This is a genomic window from Mesorhizobium sp. M0571, assembly GCF_040320985.1.
Taxonomy (GTDB): Bacteria; Pseudomonadota; Alphaproteobacteria; order Rhizobiales; family Rhizobiaceae; genus Mesorhizobium.
This window is the reverse complement of the sequence record NZ_JAMYQT010000006.1, coordinates 233,044-252,625: the sequence shown is the minus strand read 5'-3', so window position 1 is coordinate 252,625 and position 19,582 is coordinate 233,044. Positions and strand designations below refer to the sequence as shown.

The 19,582-nt window shown below is 61.1% G+C and carries 19 protein-coding genes and 3 pseudogenes; 16 read left to right on the top strand and 6 right to left on the bottom strand.

Annotated elements, in window-relative coordinates; genetic code table 11:
• Positions 1–97: 97 nt before the first annotated feature.
• The 5 genes and pseudogenes from NKI85_RS10750 to NKI85_RS10730 form a co-directional block, all read right to left on the bottom strand.
• A pseudogene (locus NKI85_RS10750) lies at positions 98–876 on the bottom strand (tyrosine-type recombinase/integrase); the annotation flags it as partial.
• A gap of 342 nt (positions 877–1,218) precedes the next feature.
• A pseudogene (locus tag NKI85_RS10745) lies at positions 1,219–1,329 on the bottom strand (ABC transporter permease); the annotation flags it as partial.
• Between the two features lie 262 nt (positions 1,330–1,591).
• Positions 1,592–2,212 (bottom strand): nitrogen fixation protein NifQ, encoded by a 621-nt coding sequence (locus NKI85_RS10740; protein ID WP_352776729.1) that lies wholly within the window; start codon positions 2,210–2,212, stop codon positions 1,592–1,594.
• A 356-nt stretch (positions 2,213–2,568) separates the two neighbouring features.
• Positions 2,569–2,763, bottom strand: a complete 195-nt coding sequence (locus tag NKI85_RS10735; protein WP_352763166.1) for a ferredoxin — start codon at positions 2,761–2,763, stop codon at positions 2,569–2,571.
• A 40-nt stretch (positions 2,764–2,803) separates the two neighbouring features.
• The gene (locus tag NKI85_RS10730) at positions 2,804–4,021 is read right to left on the bottom strand and encodes a cytochrome P450 (protein WP_352776726.1); all 1,218 of its coding nucleotides are present in this window, start codon (positions 4,019–4,021) and stop codon (positions 2,804–2,806) included.
• 438 nt (positions 4,022–4,459) lie between these two features.
• On the opposite strand from NKI85_RS10730, the pseudogene NKI85_RS10725 reads away from it, so the two are divergent.
• Positions 4,460–4,800, top strand: a pseudogene (locus NKI85_RS10725) (hypothetical protein).
• 92 nt (positions 4,801–4,892) lie between these two features.
• On the opposite strand, the gene NKI85_RS10720 reads toward NKI85_RS10725, so the two are convergent.
• Positions 4,893–5,960, bottom strand: coding sequence for a hemin-degrading factor (locus NKI85_RS10720; protein ID WP_352776725.1), 1,068 nt, complete (start codon positions 5,958–5,960; stop codon positions 4,893–4,895).
• Positions 5,961–6,685: 725 nt separating this feature from the next.
• Here NKI85_RS10720 and NKI85_RS10715 point away from each other — a divergent pair.
• The 15 genes from NKI85_RS10715 to NKI85_RS10645 all read left to right on the top strand — a co-directional run bounded on the left by NKI85_RS10715 (position 6,686) and on the right by NKI85_RS10645 (position 19,522).
• Entirely contained in the window at positions 6,686–7,006 is a 321-nt protein-coding gene (locus NKI85_RS10715) for a HesB/IscA family protein (RefSeq protein WP_352776724.1), read from the top strand.
• A 264-nt stretch (positions 7,007–7,270) separates the two neighbouring features.
• Positions 7,271–7,516 (top strand): NifU family protein, encoded by a 246-nt coding sequence (locus tag NKI85_RS10710; RefSeq protein ID WP_198023582.1) that lies wholly within the window; start codon positions 7,271–7,273, stop codon positions 7,514–7,516.
• On the top strand, positions 7,467–8,684 hold the full coding sequence (gene nifS, locus NKI85_RS10705) for a cysteine desulfurase NifS (RefSeq protein WP_352776723.1): 1,218 nt from the start codon (positions 7,467–7,469) through the stop codon (positions 8,682–8,684). The genes NKI85_RS10710 and nifS overlap by 50 nt, the downstream gene beginning before the upstream one ends.
• Positions 8,681–9,889 (top strand): homocitrate synthase, encoded by a 1,209-nt coding sequence (gene nifV, locus NKI85_RS10700; protein ID WP_352776722.1) that lies wholly within the window; start codon positions 8,681–8,683, stop codon positions 9,887–9,889. Before nifS ends, nifV begins: the two co-directional genes overlap by 4 nt.
• Positions 9,886–10,266 carry a nitrogenase stabilizing/protective protein NifW gene (gene nifW, locus NKI85_RS10695; RefSeq protein WP_352542076.1) on the top strand — a complete coding sequence of 127 codons (381 nt, stop codon included), beginning with the start codon at positions 9,886–9,888 and terminating at the stop codon, positions 10,264–10,266. The genes nifV and nifW overlap by 4 nt, the downstream gene beginning before the upstream one ends.
• A gap of 188 nt (positions 10,267–10,454) precedes the next feature.
• The gene (locus NKI85_RS10690) at positions 10,455–11,306 is read left to right on the top strand and encodes an electron transfer flavoprotein subunit beta/FixA family protein (protein ID WP_352466656.1); all 852 of its coding nucleotides are present in this window, start codon (positions 10,455–10,457) and stop codon (positions 11,304–11,306) included.
• Positions 11,307–11,324: 18 nt separating this feature from the next.
• Entirely contained in the window at positions 11,325–12,434 is a 1,110-nt protein-coding gene (locus NKI85_RS10685; RefSeq protein ID WP_352776721.1) for an electron transfer flavoprotein subunit alpha/FixB family protein, read from the top strand.
• Between the two features lie 9 nt (positions 12,435–12,443).
• Positions 12,444–13,751: an FAD-binding protein gene (locus tag NKI85_RS10680; RefSeq protein WP_352594712.1), complete on the top strand. Its 1,308-nt coding sequence runs from the start codon at positions 12,444–12,446 to the stop codon at positions 13,749–13,751.
• Positions 13,752–13,762: 11 nt separating this feature from the next.
• On the top strand, positions 13,763–14,062 hold the full coding sequence (locus NKI85_RS10675) for a ferredoxin family protein (RefSeq protein ID WP_352480510.1): 300 nt from the start codon (positions 13,763–13,765) through the stop codon (positions 14,060–14,062).
• 180 nt (positions 14,063–14,242) lie between these two features.
• The gene (gene nifA / locus NKI85_RS10670) at positions 14,243–16,006 is read left to right on the top strand and encodes a nif-specific transcriptional activator NifA (protein ID WP_352776720.1); all 1,764 of its coding nucleotides are present in this window, start codon (positions 14,243–14,245) and stop codon (positions 16,004–16,006) included.
• Positions 16,007–16,244: 238 nt separating this feature from the next.
• The gene (nifB, locus tag NKI85_RS10665) at positions 16,245–17,723 is read left to right on the top strand and encodes a nitrogenase cofactor biosynthesis protein NifB (protein ID WP_352776719.1); all 1,479 of its coding nucleotides are present in this window, start codon (positions 16,245–16,247) and stop codon (positions 17,721–17,723) included.
• Positions 17,724–17,754: 31 nt separating this feature from the next.
• Positions 17,755–17,949, top strand: a complete 195-nt coding sequence (locus NKI85_RS10660) for a 4Fe-4S dicluster domain-containing protein (RefSeq protein ID WP_023678248.1) — start codon at positions 17,755–17,757, stop codon at positions 17,947–17,949.
• Between the two features lie 99 nt (positions 17,950–18,048).
• The gene (locus NKI85_RS10655) at positions 18,049–18,369 is read left to right on the top strand and encodes a nitrogen fixation protein NifZ (protein ID WP_023678249.1); all 321 of its coding nucleotides are present in this window, start codon (positions 18,049–18,051) and stop codon (positions 18,367–18,369) included.
• Positions 18,366–18,578 carry a putative nitrogen fixation protein NifT gene (gene nifT / locus NKI85_RS10650; protein ID WP_023678250.1) on the top strand — a complete coding sequence of 71 codons (213 nt, stop codon included), beginning with the start codon at positions 18,366–18,368 and terminating at the stop codon, positions 18,576–18,578. The genes NKI85_RS10655 and nifT overlap by 4 nt, the downstream gene beginning before the upstream one ends.
• A gap of 38 nt (positions 18,579–18,616) precedes the next feature.
• Positions 18,617–19,522, top strand: a complete 906-nt coding sequence (locus NKI85_RS10645) for an SIR2 family NAD-dependent protein deacylase (protein WP_352776718.1) — start codon at positions 18,617–18,619, stop codon at positions 19,520–19,522.
• Positions 19,523–19,582: the final 60 nt, after the last annotated feature.

Sequence of the window (19,582 nt, the reverse complement as noted above, 5' to 3'; positions counted from 1 at the left end):
GCGCTTCAGAATGAGCACCATCTCACCGCAGCGCGGATGAAATGGATAGTAAATCCGCCCTTCTTCGGGATGTTGGCGGGCAGTATGTCGTTGTTTTGAGCAGAACTTGGATGACGCGAATGTCGACGTCCTGCTCCAGGAGATGTGTGGCGAAGGAATGCCTCAGGGTGTGCGGCGTTACCCGCTTTTTGATCTCGGCGGCCTCCGCCGCGGCATGAACGGCGCGGTTCATCTGCCGCGTGGAGAGCGGCGTGATCGGGCTGCGACCCGGAAATAGCCAGCCTTGCGGCAGCATCACGCCGCGGCGTTTGCCCTCGCGCCACCAGGCGCGCAGAAGCCGAGCAGCTGCGGCGACAGCATGGCGTGGCGGTCCTTGCGGCCCTTGCCCTGCTCGACGCGGATCAGCATGCGCGTCGAATCGATGTCGCTCACCTTGAGCGCCACGATCTCCGACACCCGCAACCCCGCCCGGTAGCCCGTGCCAAGCGCCGCCTTGTACTTCGGTCCCGGTGCGGCTTCGAGCAGCCGCGCCACCTCCTCGACGCTCAGCACCAGCGGCAGCTTGCGTGGCTGGCGGATGACGGTGAGACGGCGCGAGAGATCGGGCCGGTCGAGCGTCACGGTGAAGAAGAAGCGCAGCGCCGAGACCGCGCTGTTGATCCCCGGCGGCCGCATGCCGCCCTCGGTCTGGTGTAATTGGAAACGCCGCAGATCCTCAGCCGTCGCGGTATCAGGCGAGCGCCCGATGAAGGCTGCAAACGCCTTCACGCAACGGATATAGTCTCGGCGCGTATCCTCGGTGAAGCCGCGCATGGACATGTCTTCGATCATGCGCTCGCGAAGTGCGCTGCCGGATGGATGCGTAGGGACGGTCATCGGATGCTCCTCTCAAGCTGAAGGTTGACACTTGATGCTCGGAGGCCGATGGCCGTCCGTCACCCCTGATCGATTAAAGCCTCACCGACGCTGCCAACGAAGCTCACGCCTCAAACCCCGCGCCCCTCCCGCGAGCGGGTTCGTTCTTTGGGCGCATAGCTGCCAATAAGACACGTAGAGTTAAACGCCTTCGTGCTGACGTGAACGACCTGCGAGGTCGCGAGCGTTAGAAATTCGAAGCCTCCTGAAAATTTGTCCAACAAGCACACGCAATTCGGGTTGAGGCGTGATCCAGAAAGTTCGAAAAGCTTCCAGGAACCCCAGCGCGCGCCCTGCCGGAACCTGGCCGAGAATGATGGCGGAGCCGGCAGCAACGAAATTGATGGCCACGCCGGAGACAATCTGGCCGCCCCAATGGGTGAGCGAGGCGAAACTGTGCACTAGCGCGAAGGATGACGGCGGTGAACCGCGGCCGCCCAGGCGCCGCAACCGCGAGGCAGGCGAGCAGCAACGGCCCGGAGAACACCAGTTGCGCGGCGGCGGTGGTGCGGGTCGCATCCTGCACCGCCATGATGACGGCGCCCGCCGAAGCGAGCGTCGCGAGCAATCGGACAGCAGGCACAGCATTCAAATCCTCGAAGGCGTCCGTCGACATTCGACAAGAGACACATGGCGCGGCGCGAGCGCTGGCGCTGTACAATCTACGAAGCGGCTCTCAATCCGAGGCGATGCCGTCCTTGATCCGTGTGAGGCGGCTTTCGCCTTCCTCCGGGCCGAAGCAGTTTTCGAAGTCATTGCATTCCAAGCAACTGGGCGCGCTGCAGAGCGAAAAACCTTCGGCCTCGCAGAGCTTGCGGTAAAAGTATTTCTTCCATTTCATGTTTTGGGTGTTGCCGGCCGCCAGCGTGGGAAAATGCGAGGCGAGCAGGCGGCCGAGGTCGGTTCGATTAAAAAGGCCAAGGTCCTGCCAGAGATGGTCATTGCGCATGGCACGCCGGGCGATGATCTTGGCGAAGCGGGCGCTCGCCGGGTCGCCCGGCCGGGCATGCGCCAGCAGCAGTCCGCGCAGAAGTTCTTCCTCCAGATCCGGCTCGGGCTCGCTCACCTCTTCCAAGGCAAACGCGTTGATAGGAATAGCAGGGAAACAGCGGGCCAGGACATCGCGCAGCTCGGCGCGCGAAAGGCCGGTTGCCTCCGTTGCCGTCGCCTCGCCGGCCTCGATCTCCTCGAGCGCACGTGAAAGCACACAGGCAAGCACATGCTGGTCGAACCTCCTCTCCAGCTCGATTTGCGGCCATCGGCCGGTGCTGAGCCGGGCATAGTGTTGGGCAAATATGGTGCCGTTCTCCTGGGTTGTCCTATCAAGTAATGCAGCGACCCGGCCGGCCGCAACATGGGTCGGGGAGTTCTTCGGGTAGAGGCAGTCGCGGATCGCCTCGCGGTCGAGTAGTTCGGTAATTTTCGTCTGGTCCTCGGCTCTGTCGCAAATTCTATGATTGGAAGAGGGTTTCGCGAACCCCCGCCCTGCCGTTTGCGCCTCATGGGGACCTCGGCGCCGGAAATGCCCCCGCGGAGTTGGACGTGGACCGTGCTGGGACAGAGGTCGCGTGCTGTTCTTTCCAATGCGGCGAAATGGTCGACCCCATTCAGGCCCGCCAGACTCACGGTTGAATGACGTCTGATTCAAAAGCGTCAGCGGCGGGTGAGTTCCAGCGCACGTTCAGGACAGGATCGCGCGCCTCGCGATGCAGGCAGCTCCTCCCCTTCCGCAACTTCAATGTCACCAGGCAGGATGTAACCCTCGTCATCAAGCTTGAAGATGTCCGGCGCTTGCGCCGCGCATCGCGCGTGACCCTGGCATTTGGCATTTTGGACGATGATGCGCATGGAGCTGCCTCCATTGTCTGTGCCCCGGCTTGGGGCGGGCCTAGGACCAATCCAGGATCAAATTTTCGATCCCGAACACATGGCCGCCAGAGGTTATGGGTGCCGTACCCTGCTTGATCCTGAAAGCCGGGATGCGCGCCAGCCACTCCTCCAGGCCAATGACAATCTCCCGCCGGGCAAGGTGTGAGCCAAGGCAACGGTGGGGACCATAGCCAAACGCTGCGTGGCGGTTGTCCTCGCGCTCCAAATCGATCGTGTTGGGGCATTCGAATTCCGCCGGGTCACGATTGGCAATCATGGTGGCGCAGGAAACATAGTCCCCCTTCCGGATCGGCGCGCCTTCGAAGTCGATATCTTTCGTAGCCACGCGGATCAACTGAATGGGCGGATAGGCCCGCAGCAATTCTTCGGTTGCGAGCGGGATGCGGTCCGGTTCGCTCCGCAGCAATTGCTGATCTTTGAGGTTGCGCGCGAGGTACACCAAGTCAAAGCCTATAGCTGCTGCGACCGTGTCGAGCCCAGCGACGAAGACAAGCACGCCGATGCCGCGGACTTGGGTGTCCGTCAGCCGGCGGCCCTCGACCTGTGCCTGCACGATAAAGGTCATGAAATCGTCAACCGCCTCCTGGCGGCGCATGGCTGCAAGTTCGTCGATGAATGCCACGATCGTCCGGGCAGCCACAGGTCGTTCCTTATCGTCGCCGTGGAGCAGATCTTTCCCCCAGCCGACGAATGTATCGAGTCGGTCATCGGGCAACCCCAGAAAGCGAAGAAAGGTGCTCACCGCGAAAGGAAAGGCAAAATCCTTCATCACGTCGCAGCTTGTGCCCGACGCGGCGATCCTTTCGATCAGCTCGACCGCCCGTTCGCGGACAGCCGGTTCCAAAGCCAACACCCGCTTTGGCGAAAGCAGCGGATTGAGCAGTGAGCGAAAGACGCCATGGGCCGGTGGATCGAGCTCAAGCGGGATCGTCGGCCAGTTTTCACCCAGTATGGAGGAGAAGATGCTGCGATGGCTGGAAAAAGTCTCTGCGTCCTGCAGCACCTTCCGCTGGTCCGCGGCACGGGTGATGACCCAGGTACCCCGGCCATCTTGCGTGTTGTAGCGGGAGTAAAAGATCGGAGGCCCCTCATGTACGCAAGCGACAGCTGCGTGTGGATCCCCGTTGGGTGTTGGTGGCATCCCTGGCGATGTAAACAGGCTGAAGTCCCTCACCATTTCGGGCGGGACATGATCTGGAACGGGTTTGGTTGCCATTTTGCTTTCTCTACATTGGCGTTCATGGCTCGATTGAGATTGCACCGCTGTTCATAAAGTCGATTTCCAGCATGGGTACGTCTCTTGTCGGGCCCCTTCTAGATTCTGTCGCCCGATACAGCCCACCTGCACCAGCGCGGATGAGATCGGTTGCGAAGTCAATCAGAAGGGGCATCTCCGCCGCGCTGCGGTCATGAAGCAAAGCCGCCGCTTATCCCCGTTAGGGTTGAGAGGCTGGTCAAATCACCGCTGAGCTCCGTGACGCACTGCTGATGCCCTGCTGATCAAATTGTCGAAGCAAGTCGCGTGCCGGATAGGCGTACCCATGGCGCTGCACCAAGCGATGCCAACCTGCACTGGGCCCGCCGCCGCTAAGTTGATGATCACCTGTCCATCATTCTTAGGACAACGTCCGACAACCGACATCCACGGTCGGTTTTGTCGAGTCCGCGACATCGGGCTGTTCGGCCTGGCTGCTGCTGCACTGCCTTCCGGTCGACGAGCGAGAAGATCGCTCGCACGGCCCGGATTGAGCAACGACGCGATCCAGCGCAAGGATCGGGTGCGGTCCGACAAGACTCAGCGGCGCTTGCGCGCGATGATCGAAATTATCAACAAGGTCGAGCCGCGCTTCGGTTCGGCGCTGATGGCGTATGCGTTGTATCGCTCGCAGCCGCAGCAAGGCTTTCCGGTTAGACGGCGATGCACTCGTGCGCAGCGGTCCGCCCGGCGACGAGCTTGACTGTATCGATGCGGTCAATTCCGGCGTGCACACCTGACCGTCCGTATGCGCTACGACCTCGCAGCCGCCGTCGCAACGTGGTGCCGAGTCCTATGGCGGCCGGTTCAATCCCGAGGGCCTGTCGGCACTCTAAACATCCCTGTCGGTCGGACCGGGAACGCGTGGCAGACTCTCGGCCAGAAACCGCCAGTCGCTGCGCTCGCGTTCGCCTTCCTTGCGCGCGCCGAAGAACTGGATGATCATCTTGCCGTCGGCGCCATAGGCTTCAACGGACGTGACGTGACCGTCCCTCGTCGGCTTGCGCACGGCCCAGACCTCGCGGATGTGATGAGTCCTAAGATGCAGATGGAAGTTCTCGTCGAGCACATTGATCCGCGGCCCGATCTGCTTGACCGACTTGATCGGGCCGGAATGGATCTGGATGCAACCACGATTGCCGACAAAGCACATGATCGGCATCTCGTCTTCGGCCGCCTGTTGGAACAGGGCGCCAACGGCATCATTGTCGAGCAGCCAGGCGTAATCCTCGTCGGCCATACGCATCGCCTGGCAGCGGCTGAGCTTCAGGGTCTTCAACATATGGTAGAACTGATGCACGTCGCTCAGCCGGCTCCAGTGCTCGCGTAGGTCGTCGACCGTGGCGGCTTGGTCTGGACTCACTGCATTATCGAGCGCCCCGCTCGCCTCGACCGATATGATCGGCTCCTGGTCGGAGGATACAAGCTCTGCCGCCAGATTCTGATAGGCGTGCAGGTTCGAGGCGGGCCTGAGATGTACTTTGTGCATCGCCTCGCCGGTGGCATCAAAGAATTGCAGGCTGCGGCGGATCTCGGCTCCCTCGCGCTTCTCGACGGCGAAGCCATACGCCCACGCTTTCGGGAAGATGCGCAGGTCGATCTCGTCGCCGAGCACCATGGCATGCGGGTTGCCGGTGACCACTTTGTCGTAGACGCCGATCTTTTGGTGCACGGCACTTTGGTTGCGGGTGACCGCCATCACCTCGCCGACCGCTTCGAGGCCGGTCAGCAGATCATCGACGCGCGGCTCGATGCGCACCGCGCCGTGACCACAATGCGCCGCGACCAATTCGGCTTCCGAAATGCCCAATCGAGCGGCGAGATCATGCTCCCGGATTTTCGGATTGTCTTCGCACGCCCGCCGGATTTCGTCCGGCGACGGTTTCTCGCGCTGGTCCATGTCTTACCCCTGCTTCCACCTACGTGTGAGGATCAGCTGCCCTGCCGGTGAATCTTCAGCCGATCGGGCGCGCCGTAATGCTCGACCCTGATCTGCTGCTGGCCCGTGAACAAAGTGTCGCTGGACAGCGTGCGCACGTCGTCGCACCCGCGCGAAAACCGGGGGTGCTATCGGAGCGGCGAGACCCGAGTGACACGAGCAGGCACATGCCGATGGAATCTCATCGAGCCGGTCGGTGGCCACCGGGCGGTGGTGAGCGATTGTGGGTGTTGTCGCAATCGGCCAATCGGTCATTCGGATGCCACGGGCGGCGCTGCTTCGCCAAACCAAGCGTGTCTGACCCAGTCCTGACATGTTGCTCCCTTGCTTCGCCGCATCGATCGCGAGGGCACCCACGACACGATTGTGGATCGGCAGTCTCTTGCCGCCTCGCCAGTGGAGCTTCAAAAACCGTGCCAATTGCGCCCAAGCAAGCTCAGAAGGAGTCTTCTGTAATGGTCATTGGTTTAATGTGAGTTCAGCCAACAACTCAGGCCCAACATCCCGCGTGGCGGACCCGACAAACCCGACAGTACGTGTCGGTTGGCCGACACCTTCGCAGCAATGGACTCACAAGAACCACCGCAGGGTCAGAGATGCCGCGCTGTGTTGAAACATTTTTTCGCTTTGGCACGGTGCATGCAACGTGATGCGCAAGCAGGTCCCGGACTGAGGAGAATGGAGCCATGATTACGCTCACCGACAACGCTGTTGCCGCCATCAAGACTGCTCTTTCCCGCGCCAGCGAGCCGGCGGAAGGCTTTCGCATCATGGTCCAGGCCGGCGGCTGCGCCGGCTTCAAATACTTAATGGGCCTGGAGAGCCTGTCGCGCGAGGGCGACGCGATCACCGAGACAGATGGGATCAAGCTGTTCGTGGACGCGGGCTCCCAACCGCATGTCGCCGGCATGACCGTCGACTTTCTCACCGGGCTCGAATCTTCCGGCTTTGTCTTCGATAACCCCAACGCGCGCGAGAAGTGCGGCTGCGGCAAGTCCTTCAGCTGATCGCCCGAAGCGCCTGTGCGGGTCCATGAAGCGATTGCCGCCGACGGACTCATTTGCGGCAGAGGAGGCTTATATGGCCGGCACAACAGATGTCCCTGTCCTCAAGAACAAGGCAAGGTCGAAGCCGATCTTGGGACCGGCAATCGCTTCAGGTAGGATGCAAAGAACGTCGCCTCCCGAAACAGTTCGGTTCCTGGTGGCACCCAAGCTGCTGGCGGCCAAATCGCGCTGCTGCGCCAAATTCGGCTTATCGATAACGTTGTCGTGTTCGGGCGTCCTTACCTGCGGGCTGACGGCGGCGACTGCGGACTTGGCCATGTCGACGCCGATCCGGTCTACGTCAAACTCTCGGGCGTCCGCGCCGGCTGCCAGTTCGGGCCCATCATCATCAACGGCATACGCCAGAGGCTCAATGAGGCGGTCGCGCGCTCGCGTCATTCCGGTCAACTGAGGATCGCACATGAAACCTGTCTACCTCGACAACAACGCAACCACACGGGTCGATCCTGAGGTCATGCAAGCGATGTTGCCGTTCTTTAGGGATCAATTCGGCAACCCTTCGTCGGCGCACGCTCTTGGCGCCTCAGTCAGTGCGGCGGTGAGAAAGGCGCGGAGGCAGTTGCAAGCTCTGATCGGCGCGGAGTTCGAGGATGAGATCACCTTCACCTCGGGTGGGACAGAAAGCGACAATGCAGCGCTTCTTTCGGCGCTCGAGGCGGCGCCCAACCGAACCGAGATCGTGACGTCCGCGGTCGAGCATCCCGCCGTGCTGACGCTCTGCGCGCATCTTGAGAAGACCCGCCGCGTCAAGGTGCACAGGATCCCGGTGGATTGCCGTGGCCGGCTCGACCTCGACGCCTATATGGCCGCCCTCACCCCACAGGTCGCAATCGTCTCGATAATGTGGGCGAACAATGAGACTGGTGTGATCTTCCCCGTGGCCAGGCTTGCCGAGTTGGCCAAGGAAGTGGGCGCCCTTTTCCATACCGATGCTGTGCAGGCGGTCGGCAAGCTTCCGATGGATCTGAAGTCGACCGCAATCGACATGCTGTCGCTCTCCGGCCACAAGCTGCACGGGCCGAAAGGGATCGGCGCGCTTTTCGTAAAACGTGGCGTCAATTTCCACTCGCTGATCAAGGGGGGCCACCAAGAACACAACCGGCGTGCTGGCACCGAGAATACGCCCGGCATAGTCGGGCTCGGCATGGCGGCCGAACTCGCCTTGAAATTCATGGACGACGAGACCACACGGGTAAAGTCGCTCCGCGACCGTTTAGAGGACGGGATTCTCCAGCGCATCCCAAGCACCTGTGTCACTGGTGATCCCCTGGAACGGTTGCCCAACACCGCAAACATCTCCTTCGAACATGTCGAAAGTGATGGAATTCCACTTCTCCTCAGCCGCGTGGGCATCGCGTGTTCCTCCGGCTCCGCCTGCACCTCCGGCTCGCTGGAACCGAGCCATGTCCTGAGCGCGATGAAAACGCCACACGCGGCAGTCCGCTTCTCCTTGGCGCGGGACAACGGCGAAGCGGACGTCGACCGGGTGCTCGAGGTCATGCCGGCAATCGTGGAGAAGCTGCGTGGCTTTCCCAGTCCCGGGGCCGGTAGGCGAGGCGCCGAAGACGTTCAATCCGGTCTATGCCTGAGCGGCAGCAGAACAGGCTACCGTTCATGACCCGCCATGTCTTTCTCAACGATACGACCTTGCGCGATGGCGAGCAGGCGCCCGGCGTCGCCTTTACCATGACGGAAAAGCTGGAGATCGCCGAGTCTCTTGCGGCGGCCGGCGTCACAGAGATCGAGATCGGCACGCCGGTCATGGGCGCCGACGAGATCGAAACAATTCGCGCCGCGGTCGCGCGGCGTCTCCCGGTTCGGCTCATGGCCTGGTGCCGGATGACGTCGCTGGATCTCGATGCAGCGATCGAGAGCGGTGTCCACGCCGTCAATCTATCGCTGCCTGCGTCGGACATACAACTTGCCGCCAAGCTCGGCCTCGATAAGGCGGGAGCGCTCCAGGTCATCGAGCATATGGTCAGGCGCGCAGCCGCCGCCGGCTTCTTCGTCGCGGTGGGCTGCGAGGATGCCTCGCGGGCCAATCGGGATCATCTCGCCCGCGTCATCGAGACGGCTGCACGCGCCGGCGCAAGCCGCCTCAGGCTAGCCGACACAGTCGGCGTTCTCGACCCGTTTTCGACCTTCGAACTTGTCGCCGAGCTTGTGGCGCAGTCTCCAATCGACCTTGAATTTCATGCGCACAACGATCTCGGACTTGCTGCCGCCAACACGCTTGCCGCGATCCGCGCAGGCGCGCGCCATGCGTCCGTCACCGTCCTGGGGCTCGGCGAGCGTGCGGGCAATGCCGCGCTGGAAGAGGTGGCCGCCGCGATGGCGGTCCTCGACGGCGCGGATACCGGCATCGAGCTGACCGCATTGCCCGACCTCGCCGCCCAGGTGGCTTGGGCCGCCCGCCGGCAAACCGCGGCCATTAAACCGGTCGTCGGCGCCGATGTTTTCACGCACGAATCCGGCATTCACGTCGCAGGGTTGCTGAAGGACTCGCGTACTTATCAGGGGCTCGATCCAGCTCTCGTGGGCCGCTGCCGGCGTATCGTCATCGGCAAGCATTCCGGCGCTACTGCGATTGCCCATGTGCTGAGCGAAAGCGGTCGCGATCTCGACCCGGATCTGGCAGCCGCGATGGTGGCCCGCGTCCGGCGCGAGGCGGCCGAGACCAAATCGACCATCACTGCAACTCAACTGGTCGAGCTCTACGATGGAATGTGCAGCGAGGCATCCCTCGCGGAGCTGTGCGGGTCCAGCTCAGCCGTTCGCGAGCGCACCGACGCCACAGTTTTGCGACCAGGGAGAATGCAATGAATTGTTCCGCTGACAGCCGCCCCATCGATGTCACCGACATCCTCGCACGACTGAAGCGCCTGTCGGCTGCGGAGGAGTTCTTTGCAGTCCTTGGCGTCTCCTATGACCCGAAGGTGCTCAATGTCTCGCGGCTCCATATCATGAAGCGCGTGGGCCAATACCTTGCCGAAGAAGATTTCTCCGGTCTGCCCGACCAGGTGATTGCCGCGCGGGTGCGCGCGACGCTCGAACGCGCTTACGAGGACTTCGCGGTTTCCTCGCCGCTCACCCATCGGGTCTTCAAGGTGCTCAAAGACCACGATCCGAACAAACCTGCCACGCCGGGCCGCACCTTTGTCCCGTTCGACACCGTACTGAAGCGGTTCGGACAGGAATGACCGCGACACGGGTTGCGACGCGACAATGTCGAGAAGCCGACAAATCCGGTCATCACCACGGCGCCCTCAGAAGCAACCAAGCGAAGTTCTAGGAATAGGGGGCAGCGCAAAACAGTTGGCACGAATGATGCGCACCAAAGAGATAACCGCCAAGCCCGCATCCGGACAGGAGCCTAGAGAAACCGCCAATGCACATCGTAATCTGCATCAAGCAGGTGCCGGACTCGGCACAGATAAGGGTCCATCCGGTGACGAACACGATCATGCGCCAGGGTGTTCCGACCATCATCAACCCTTACGACCTGTTCGCCCTCGAAGAAGCCCTCAGACTGCGCGACGCCTATGGTGGCGAAGTCACCGTGCTCACTATGGGTCCGCCCATGGCAGAGGACGCGCTGCGCAAGGCGCTCGGTTACGGCGCCGACCGAGCGGTGCTCTTGACCGACCGCTATTTTGCCGGCTCCGACACGCTGGCGACCTCGTTCGCCCTTTCCCAGGCAATCGCGAAGGTTGGCGAGACGTTCGGCACGCCAGACCTCGTCTTCACCGGCAAGCAGACGATCGATGGCGACACCGCCCAGGTCGGGCCCGGCATCGCCAAGCGCCTCGGACTCCTGCAACTGACCTATGTCGCGAAGATCGCCTCTATTGACCTTGCTGCGCGCGAGATCAAGGTCGAGCGCCGCTCCGAAGGCGGCACACAGATGCTGAAGAGCAGGCTCCCTTGCCTGATCACCATGCTGGAAGGCACAAACGAGATCCGCCGGGGCTCGATCCAGGACGCCCTGTGCGCCGCGCGCAGCCAGGTCTTGAAATGGAGTGCGGCCGACGCCGGCATTGAGGATCTCACCAAATGCGGCCTGCGCGGTTCACCGACGGTGGTCAAGCGCGTTTTCGCGCCTCCTGCGCGAGCGGAAAAGGCGGCAAAAATCGACACCGCCGAGATGGCCTTGCGCGATGTCGCTGACGAACTCATCACAGCAATTTTCACCCGCCAGCCGGCATTGGAACATGAGCTCGCCTTCAACGGCGGCGCGTGAGAGGGCAAGGATCAGACGATGTCGAACGCGAACCGAGAAACCCCTCGCCCTGCCGCCGGCCGTGCCGGCATAAAGAAGGAGCTGCCCGCGCATTTCAAGGACTACCGGCACGTTTGGGTTTTCATCGAGCTCGAACGCGGCCAGGTCCATCCCGTATCATTCGAACTGCTCGGCGAAGGCCGCAAGTTAGCAGACAAGCTTCAGGTCCAGCTTGCGGGCGTCGTGCTTGGACCGCCGGGAGAGGCCATCGGGAACGCCGTTGCCGAAGCGTTCGCTTATGGCGCCGACCTTGTCTACATCGTCGAGGCGCCGCTGCTCGCCGACTATCGGAACGAGCCATTCACCAAGGCGATGACGGATCTGGTCGATACCCACAAACCCGAGATCCTTCTTCTCGGTGCCACCACACTCGGCAGGGATCTTGCCGGCTCCGTGGCGACGACCTTGCAGACAGGGCTCACGGCCGACTGCACCGAACTCGATGTGGATACCGACGGTTCGCTCGCCGCCACCCGTCCGACTTTCGGCGGTTCCTTGTTGTGCACGATCTATACGCTCAATTTCCGCCCCCAGATGGCGACAGTGCGACCGAGGGTCATGCCCATGCCGCAGCGGGCGGATAAACCGGTCGGGCGTGTCATCCGGCACAAGCTCTCGGTAGCCGAGGACGAGATCGTTACCAAAATCCTCGGCTTCCTGCCGGATAGTCAGTCGGCAAAGGCAAATCTTGCCTATGCCGACGTCGTGGTTGCGGGAGGCCTCGGTCTAGGCGCGGCGGAGAACCTGCAGCTTGTGAAGAATCTCGCGCGAGCAATCGGCGCCGAGCACGGCTGTTCGCGCCCGTTGGTCCAGAAGGGCTGGATGCCAGCTGATCGGCAGATCGGCCAAACTGGCAAGACCATCCGGCCGAAGCTTTACATAGCGGCCGGGATTTCCGGCGCCGTCCAGCATCGGGTTGGCGTCGAGGGGGCGGATCTCATCGTGGCCATCAACACCGACCCGAACGCGCCGATTTTCGATTTCGCTCACCTGGGGATCGTCACCGACGCGATCCGCTTCCTGCCCGCACTGACGGAAGCCTTCACCCGGCGGCTGTCGCCCCACAGTCGCGACAAGCTTGCGAGCTAAGGGATGGACATGATTGAGGAACAATTCGACGCCATTGTTATTGGGGCCGGCATGTCCGGAAACGCAGCTGCTTACACCATGGCCAGCCACGGCCTGAAGGTGCTGCAGTTGGAGCGGGGTGAATATCCGGGCTCCAAGAATGTCCAGGGTGCCATCATGTACGCGAACATGCTGGAGAAGATCATCCCGGATTTCCGGGACGATGCGCCTCTCGAGCGGCATTTGGTTGAACAGCGGCTTTGGGTGATGGACGACACATCCCATACCGGGATTCACTATCGGTCGGACGACTTCAATGAGGCGAAGCCCAACCGCTACACGATCATTCGTGCCCAGTTCGATAAATGGTTTTCGCGTAAGGTGCGCGAGGCCGGCGCGACGGTTCTGTGCGAGACGACCGTGACGGAACTCATCCGTGACGCCAAGGACAGGGTGATCGGCGTCCGCACAGACCGGGCCGGCGGAGCCATCTACGCGGACGTGGTCGTCCTCGCAGAAGGTGTCTGCGGACTGCTTGGCACGCGGGCCGGCCTGCGCGAGATGCCGAAGCCGCAAACCGTGGCGCTCGCCGTCAAGGAAATGCATTTCCTCCCCGAAGAGGTCATTGAGCAGCGGTTCGGCCTCAAAGGCGATGAAGGCTGCGTGATCGAGGCGGTGGGCACGACCTCCCGCAGCATGGCCGGGCTCGGCTTCCTCTACACCAACAAGGAGTCGATCTCACTGGGCATTGGCTGCCTCGTCTCCGACTTCGCCGCGATGGTCGAGAGCCCTTACGTCCTCCTCGACGCCTTAAAAACCCATCCTTCGATCCGGCCGCTGATCGCCGGCTCGGAAGTGAAAGAATATTCCGCGCATCTCATTCCCGAAGGCGGCTACAAGGCTATTCCGCAGCTCTTTGGCGACGGTTGGGTCGTGGTCGGCGATGCCGCGCAACTGAACAACGCCATTCACCGCGAGGGTTCGAACCTCGCCATGACCTCCGGCCGCATCGCGGCTGAGGCAATCATCGAGGTCAGGAGCCGCAACGGTCCTATGACCAAACGGAATCTCGCCCTTTACAAAGCCATGCTGGATAAGTCCTTCGTGGTCAAGGACCTAAGGAAATACAAAGACATGCCGGCCTTGCTCCACACCAATTCCTGCAATTACTTCACGACTTATCCGCGGTTGATGTCGCAAGCCGCGCAGAACTTCATGCGTGTCGACGGCACGCCGAAGATCGAGAAGGAAAAGGCGACCACGGCGGCCTTCATCAAGGCGCGCTCGCGCTGGGGGCTGGTCAGCGACGCGGTCCGCCTTGCATTGGCGTGGCGCTGAGGGGAGACGAAATGACGATCGCAGTGACGAAGTCACGTGTCGAGGACAAGCTTTACCAGAACCGCTACTTGGTGGATTCCGGCCGTCCGCATATCAAAGTGCTACCGCACGAGAGGCCAAGCGCGAACTTGCTCGCGCTGACCCACGTCTGCCCGGCGAAATGTTATGAGTTGAACGACAAAGGTCAAGTGGAGATCACTGCCGACGGCTGCATGGAGTGCGGCACCTGCCGGATTTTGTGTGAGACCAGTGGCGAGATCGAGTGGAACTATCCACGCGGCGGCTTCGGAGTCCTCTTCAAATTCGGATGAGGACGCACGCACCGTATCAAGAGGGTCAATCTTGGTACACCTGAGGTCGCGACCAACGCCAAGTCTATCTTTGCTTGAATCGCCGCGCCACGAAGAGAAGCTCGTGAATACTGTGCTTTCAGATTCAGACTCAGACACAAAAGGAGGAGCACTCTGGACGACAACCCCTGAGGTGTTTCCATGGCTCACGTACCGCAAGATCGGGTCGACGAGGTAGCACCTCGGGATACCCGCCCTGAACCGCCCATCAAAAGCATGCCCCAAGCAGATATCGCGCTCAGGGGACTCTACGAGATATCGAAGGTGCTGACCGCCCCCAGCGAGCTGGAGATTACGCTCGCCAATGTCGTGAACATCCTGCCTTCGTTTCTGCAGATGCGTCACGGAGCAATCGTCGTCCTGGACGCTGAAGGAGAGCCGGAGATTGCCGCAACTGCCGGCAATACCCACGCACCTCAATCAGGCACTCGCCGCGTCATACCACAGGCCATAACAGATCAAATCGTCGCTACGGGGACGCCGCTCTTCATACCGGACGTCCGCAAGTCCCAACTATTTCAGGCTGACCTTCAAACGTCTTCGAGCAGCGGCACCATCCCAATTGCCTTTATCGGTATCCCGCTAAAGGCTGATCATAAAATTCTTGGGACATTGTCGATCGACCGCGCCGGAGACGGCGCCACCGACTTTCGCGACGATGAGGACACATACTTCCTGACGATGGTCGCCAACCTTGTCGGCCGGACGATCCGTCTCCATCGCATCCTGAGTACAGATCGTCAGCGGTGTGTCCATGAGCAATGGAGATCGGAGAAATCGCCCAACGAGGGGAGGACCTACGACCCTGCCCGGCATGCGGATGTCAAAATCGACGGGATCATCGGGGAAAGTCCCGCACTCAAGCAGGTGCTCGAAACCGTCTCGGTCGTAGCAGGGACTAATTCCACCGTGCTTCTGCGGGGTGAAAGCGGCACCGGCAAGGAATTCTTTGCGCAAGCCATCCATAAGCTCTCACGTCGGAGGAAGAAGTCTTTCGTCAAATTGAACTGCGCCGCACTGTCTGAAAGCGTTCTGGAGTCAGAACTGTTTGGGCATGAAAAGGGCGCTTTCACGGGTGCTATCTCCCAGCGCGCCGGTCGTTTTGAATTGGCAAATGAGGGAACGCTGCTACTTGATGAAATCGGCGAGATTTCGCCGGCCTTTCAAGCCAAGCTGTTGCGTGTCTTGCAGGAAGGCGAATTGGAGCGAGTCGGCGGCACCAAAACGCTACAGGTCGACGTGCGCCTCATATGCGCCACCAACAAGGACCTCGAGACGGCCGTCATAAAAGGGGAGTTCAGGGCCGACCTTTATTACCGCATCAATGTGGTGCCAATTATCCTGCCTCCGCTCAGAGAGCGACCCGGCGATATTCCACGCCTTGCGAACGCCTTCCTCAACCGATTCAACAAGGAGAACGATCGCGCACTCGCCTTCGCGCCGTCGGCGCTTGACCTGATCTCGCAATGCTACTTCCCTGGTAACGTCCGCGAGCTGGAGAACTGCGTCCAAAGGACGGCCACACTTGCGCGTTCAAGGACGGTCACGCCATCCGATTTCGCCTGTAAGAAGAGCCAGTGCCTTTCCTGGCTCCTCTGGAAGCGAGCCGACCGCTCGAATGGCGGCAATGCCATCGACGATCTCGCACGGGTCAACGCAGTGCCGGTCGGATTGCGGCTGCCGGCCAGTCGCATCGGTGTCTCCGCAGGCAAGGTATCTCCCCTTACGGCCGGCGATCCGAACGATCCCGCTTGTCCCCCGCGTCTGACGGAACGCGACCGGCTGATCGACGCGATGGACAAAGCCGGGTGGGTTCAGGCCAGGGCGGCTCGTATCCTCGGCCTCACGCCGCGGCAAATCGGCTACGCCCTGCGCCGGCATGGTATCGAAGTGAAGAAATTCTAGACGTTGTGATGACGTCAAACGTAAGCCCGGAGTAGTCTCCCTCACACTCTGCGCGCCCAAGGCTGGTAGCCTTCGCGACCCGATTTGCTTGTCCACTGTCGGAAGCCCGACAAAGGTGTGTCGGAGCAATCCGACGGAATCCGACACGAAAGCCAATTCGTGAACCAAAACCGCTCTTTGAGCTGGCATAGCTCTTGCGGTTTGAACTGCGACATTCACCCAGCAACGGAGCCGTTCGATGTCCGCACCGGCAATTTCGCTTGAGAGCCTCAGCACGACATTCGATGACCAGTTGCTTGCCACCGTGAAAGCCGGTGGCTGCGCGTCTTCGTCCTGCGGCTCGTCGATAAAGCCGGACGACACGGATCCGGCTGTCTGGGACAAGATCAAGGATCACCCCTGCTTTTCAGAAGAGGCGCATCACTATTTCGCGCGCATGCACGTCGCGGTCGCGCCCGGCTGCAATATCCAGTGCAACTACTGCAATCGCAAATATAACTGCGCCAACGAAAGCCGGCCTGGGGTGGTCTCCGAAAAGCTGACGCCCGACCAGGCGCTACGCAAGGTGATCGCGGTCGCCAACGAGGTGCCGCAGCTTTCCGTGCTCGGCATCGCCGGACCTGGCGATGCCTGTTACGACTGGAAGAAGACGAAGGCAACGTTCGAACGAGTCGCCAGGGAAATCCCAGACATCAAGTTTTGCATCTCCACGAATGGGCTCGCGCTGCCGGACCATGTCGATGAGCTTGCCGACATGAATGTCGATCACGTGACGATCACCATCAACATGGTCGACCCTGAGATCGGTGCAAAGATCTATCCTTGGATCTTTTACGACCATCGCCGCTACGTCGGCATCGAAGCCGCCCGGATCCTGCACGAGCGGCAGATGTTGGGTCTGGAGATGCTGACTGCGCGCGGCATCCTCACCAAAATCAATTCAGTGATGATCCCCGGCGTGAACGATGAGCATCTGATCAAGGTGAATAGATGGGTCAAGGAGCGAGGCGCGTTCCTGCACAACCTCATGCCGCTGATTTCGGACCCGGCGCACGGCACGCACTACGGACTGAGCGGGCAACGCGGCCCAAACGCAATGGAGATGAAGGCTCTTCAGGATCGTGTCGAAGGCGGCGCCCAGTTGATGCGCCACTGCCGGCAGTGCCGGGCAGATGCCGTCGGCCTGCTCGGAGAGGATCGTGGCCAGGAATTCACAGTCGACCGGATTCCCGGCGAGGTCACCTACGATGCCAGCAATCGCAAGGCCTATCGGGAGCTGGTCGCGGAGGAGCGCCGTGATCACGTGGCGGCTAGGAGAGAAGCGATCGGATTGGTCAAGGCAGCGAGCCCCGGCAAGTCCCTTCTCTTCGCGGTGGCGACCAAGGGCGGCGGCCGCGTCAATGAACATTTCGGCCATGCGAAGGAATTCCAGGTTTATCAAGCCTCGCCGAGAGGGATCAGTTTTGTCGGGCATCGGAAGGTGGAGCAGTATTGCCTCGGCGGCTGGGGCGGAGAAGCCGCCCTCGATGGCGTCATCGCAGCGCTTGAAGGCATAGATATCGTGCTGTGCGCCAAAATCGGAAACTGCCCGCAGGATCAGCTCGCCGACGCTGGAATCCAAGCCACCGACGCATATGCCCACGACTATATCGAGACCGCAATCAGCGCGATTTACGCGGCCGCGTCTGGGACCCTCGCACTCGCGGCGACGGCCTGAGCTGTCTCATCCATTCGGACCAGGAGTTAAAATGGCTTTCAAGATCATCGCATCCCAATGCACCCAATGCGGCGCCTGCGAATTCGAGTGTCCCTCCGGCGCGATCAAGTTCAAAGGCGAGAGCTATGTGATCGAGCCGCAAAAGTGCACCGAATGCGAGGGGGTCTTCGATGCGCAGCAATGTGCCTCGGTATGCCCGGTGCCGAAGACCTGCGTTCCTGCGTGACGGACATTGGGCTGCCGACATGGTCGGGGCTGCCTGCGCAGGACGCCTGGAACGCCTTTGTTCACAATCTGCAGCCTCAAGGGAAATCAGGGAACGGACATGTCGCTCGGACGCGAAGAGGAGGTCGAAATCCGCAGGCCTCCACGATTCATGCAGGGAGAGCGGGTACGTGCCACTCGCCATATAAAAAATGACGGCACCTATCCTGGCAGGGAGATCGGCGAAAATCTCGTGCGGAAGGGCGACGAGGGATATGTGCGCGACATTGGCACCTTTCTCCAGCAGTTCTTCATCTATGCGGTCGAATGGATCGACCGTGGCACCGTCGTGGGCATGCGAGCGCGTGAACTGATGAGCCTCGACAAAGCCGAGGCGCCCTGCAGTGCCGATAGCAATACCAATGAAGGGACGGCCAGATGAAAGTCATGATCCGCAGGACCGATGCTGGCTTGTCGGCGTATGTCCCGAAGAAGGACCTCGAAGAGCCGATCATCAAGCTCGAGAAGGAAGAGTTGTGGGGCGGAACTGTGACGCTCAGGAACGGGTGGCGACTCCTCCTACCCGATCTTCCACGGGATACGCGTCTGCCGATCACCGTCGAGGCAAGGAAGGTTTCCGAAGAGGACTGATGCTGCCCGTTCATAAGGTGCGTCGCGAGGAAACGAGCATGAACACGAACCTGACATCGGGCCACCTGGTCATCGTGCGGGACAGTTTTGCCGAAAAGCTGCTTGACCTGGCGAAGGAAGCGCTCGCCGCCGATCAGGTGATCCCCTATCTCGGTCCGGGTCTTCTTGGGTTCAACTGTGCGGAACCGCCTGTGCCGCATACGCCGGAGGTCGTTGCCGCGGCACTCAATGCACGGGCGCCAGCCCCTTCCAGGATCCGCACCAATATGTGGTCGGTTGCGCAGTTCATCGAACAGCGCCGGCATCGCCGAACGCTTCAAGCTTGGATGACCGACATATTCGCAGCGCCGGTGGCGCCGACCCTCCTCCACGCCTGGCTCGCAAGGCTGCCGCTCTCCCTCATCGTCGACAGCTGGTACGACGGCGCGATGCGCACGGCTCTCGTAGAGACCGGCCGAACGGACGTCGTTGAGATACAAGGCGTCACGCGGGCGAACGAAATCGGTAACATTTGGACGAAAACCTACGATTTGTCCGGGAGGGAACTCGACCCCCGATCGGGGGAAAAGACGGTTCTCTATACACCTCACGGGAGTATTAGGCCTGCGCAAAACTTTCTCGTCGCAGATTCCGACTATGTCGAAGTCCTGACCGAAATCGATATCCAGGCACCGATCCCAGACGTGGTGAAGGAAGGGCGCATCACCCGTGGATTTTTCTTCGTTGGCTGCCGCTTCAACGATCAGATGCTGCGCACCTACGCCAGGCAGATCATGAAGCGCTCCCGAGGTCCACATTGCGCGGTAATGGACGCGGAAACGCTGACCAGAAACGAAGCGCGTTTCCTTGCGGCAAGCGGAATCACGGTGATCGACATGCCAGTAAGTGAAGCCGCGGCTCGGCTTATAGGAACGCGCACTGCTGCAGGTGGTGGACAGGATTAACAATGGCGGGCCCCTTTGATGATTGGTCCTTCGGCTTGCCTCGAAGGCGCAAAATGCAGT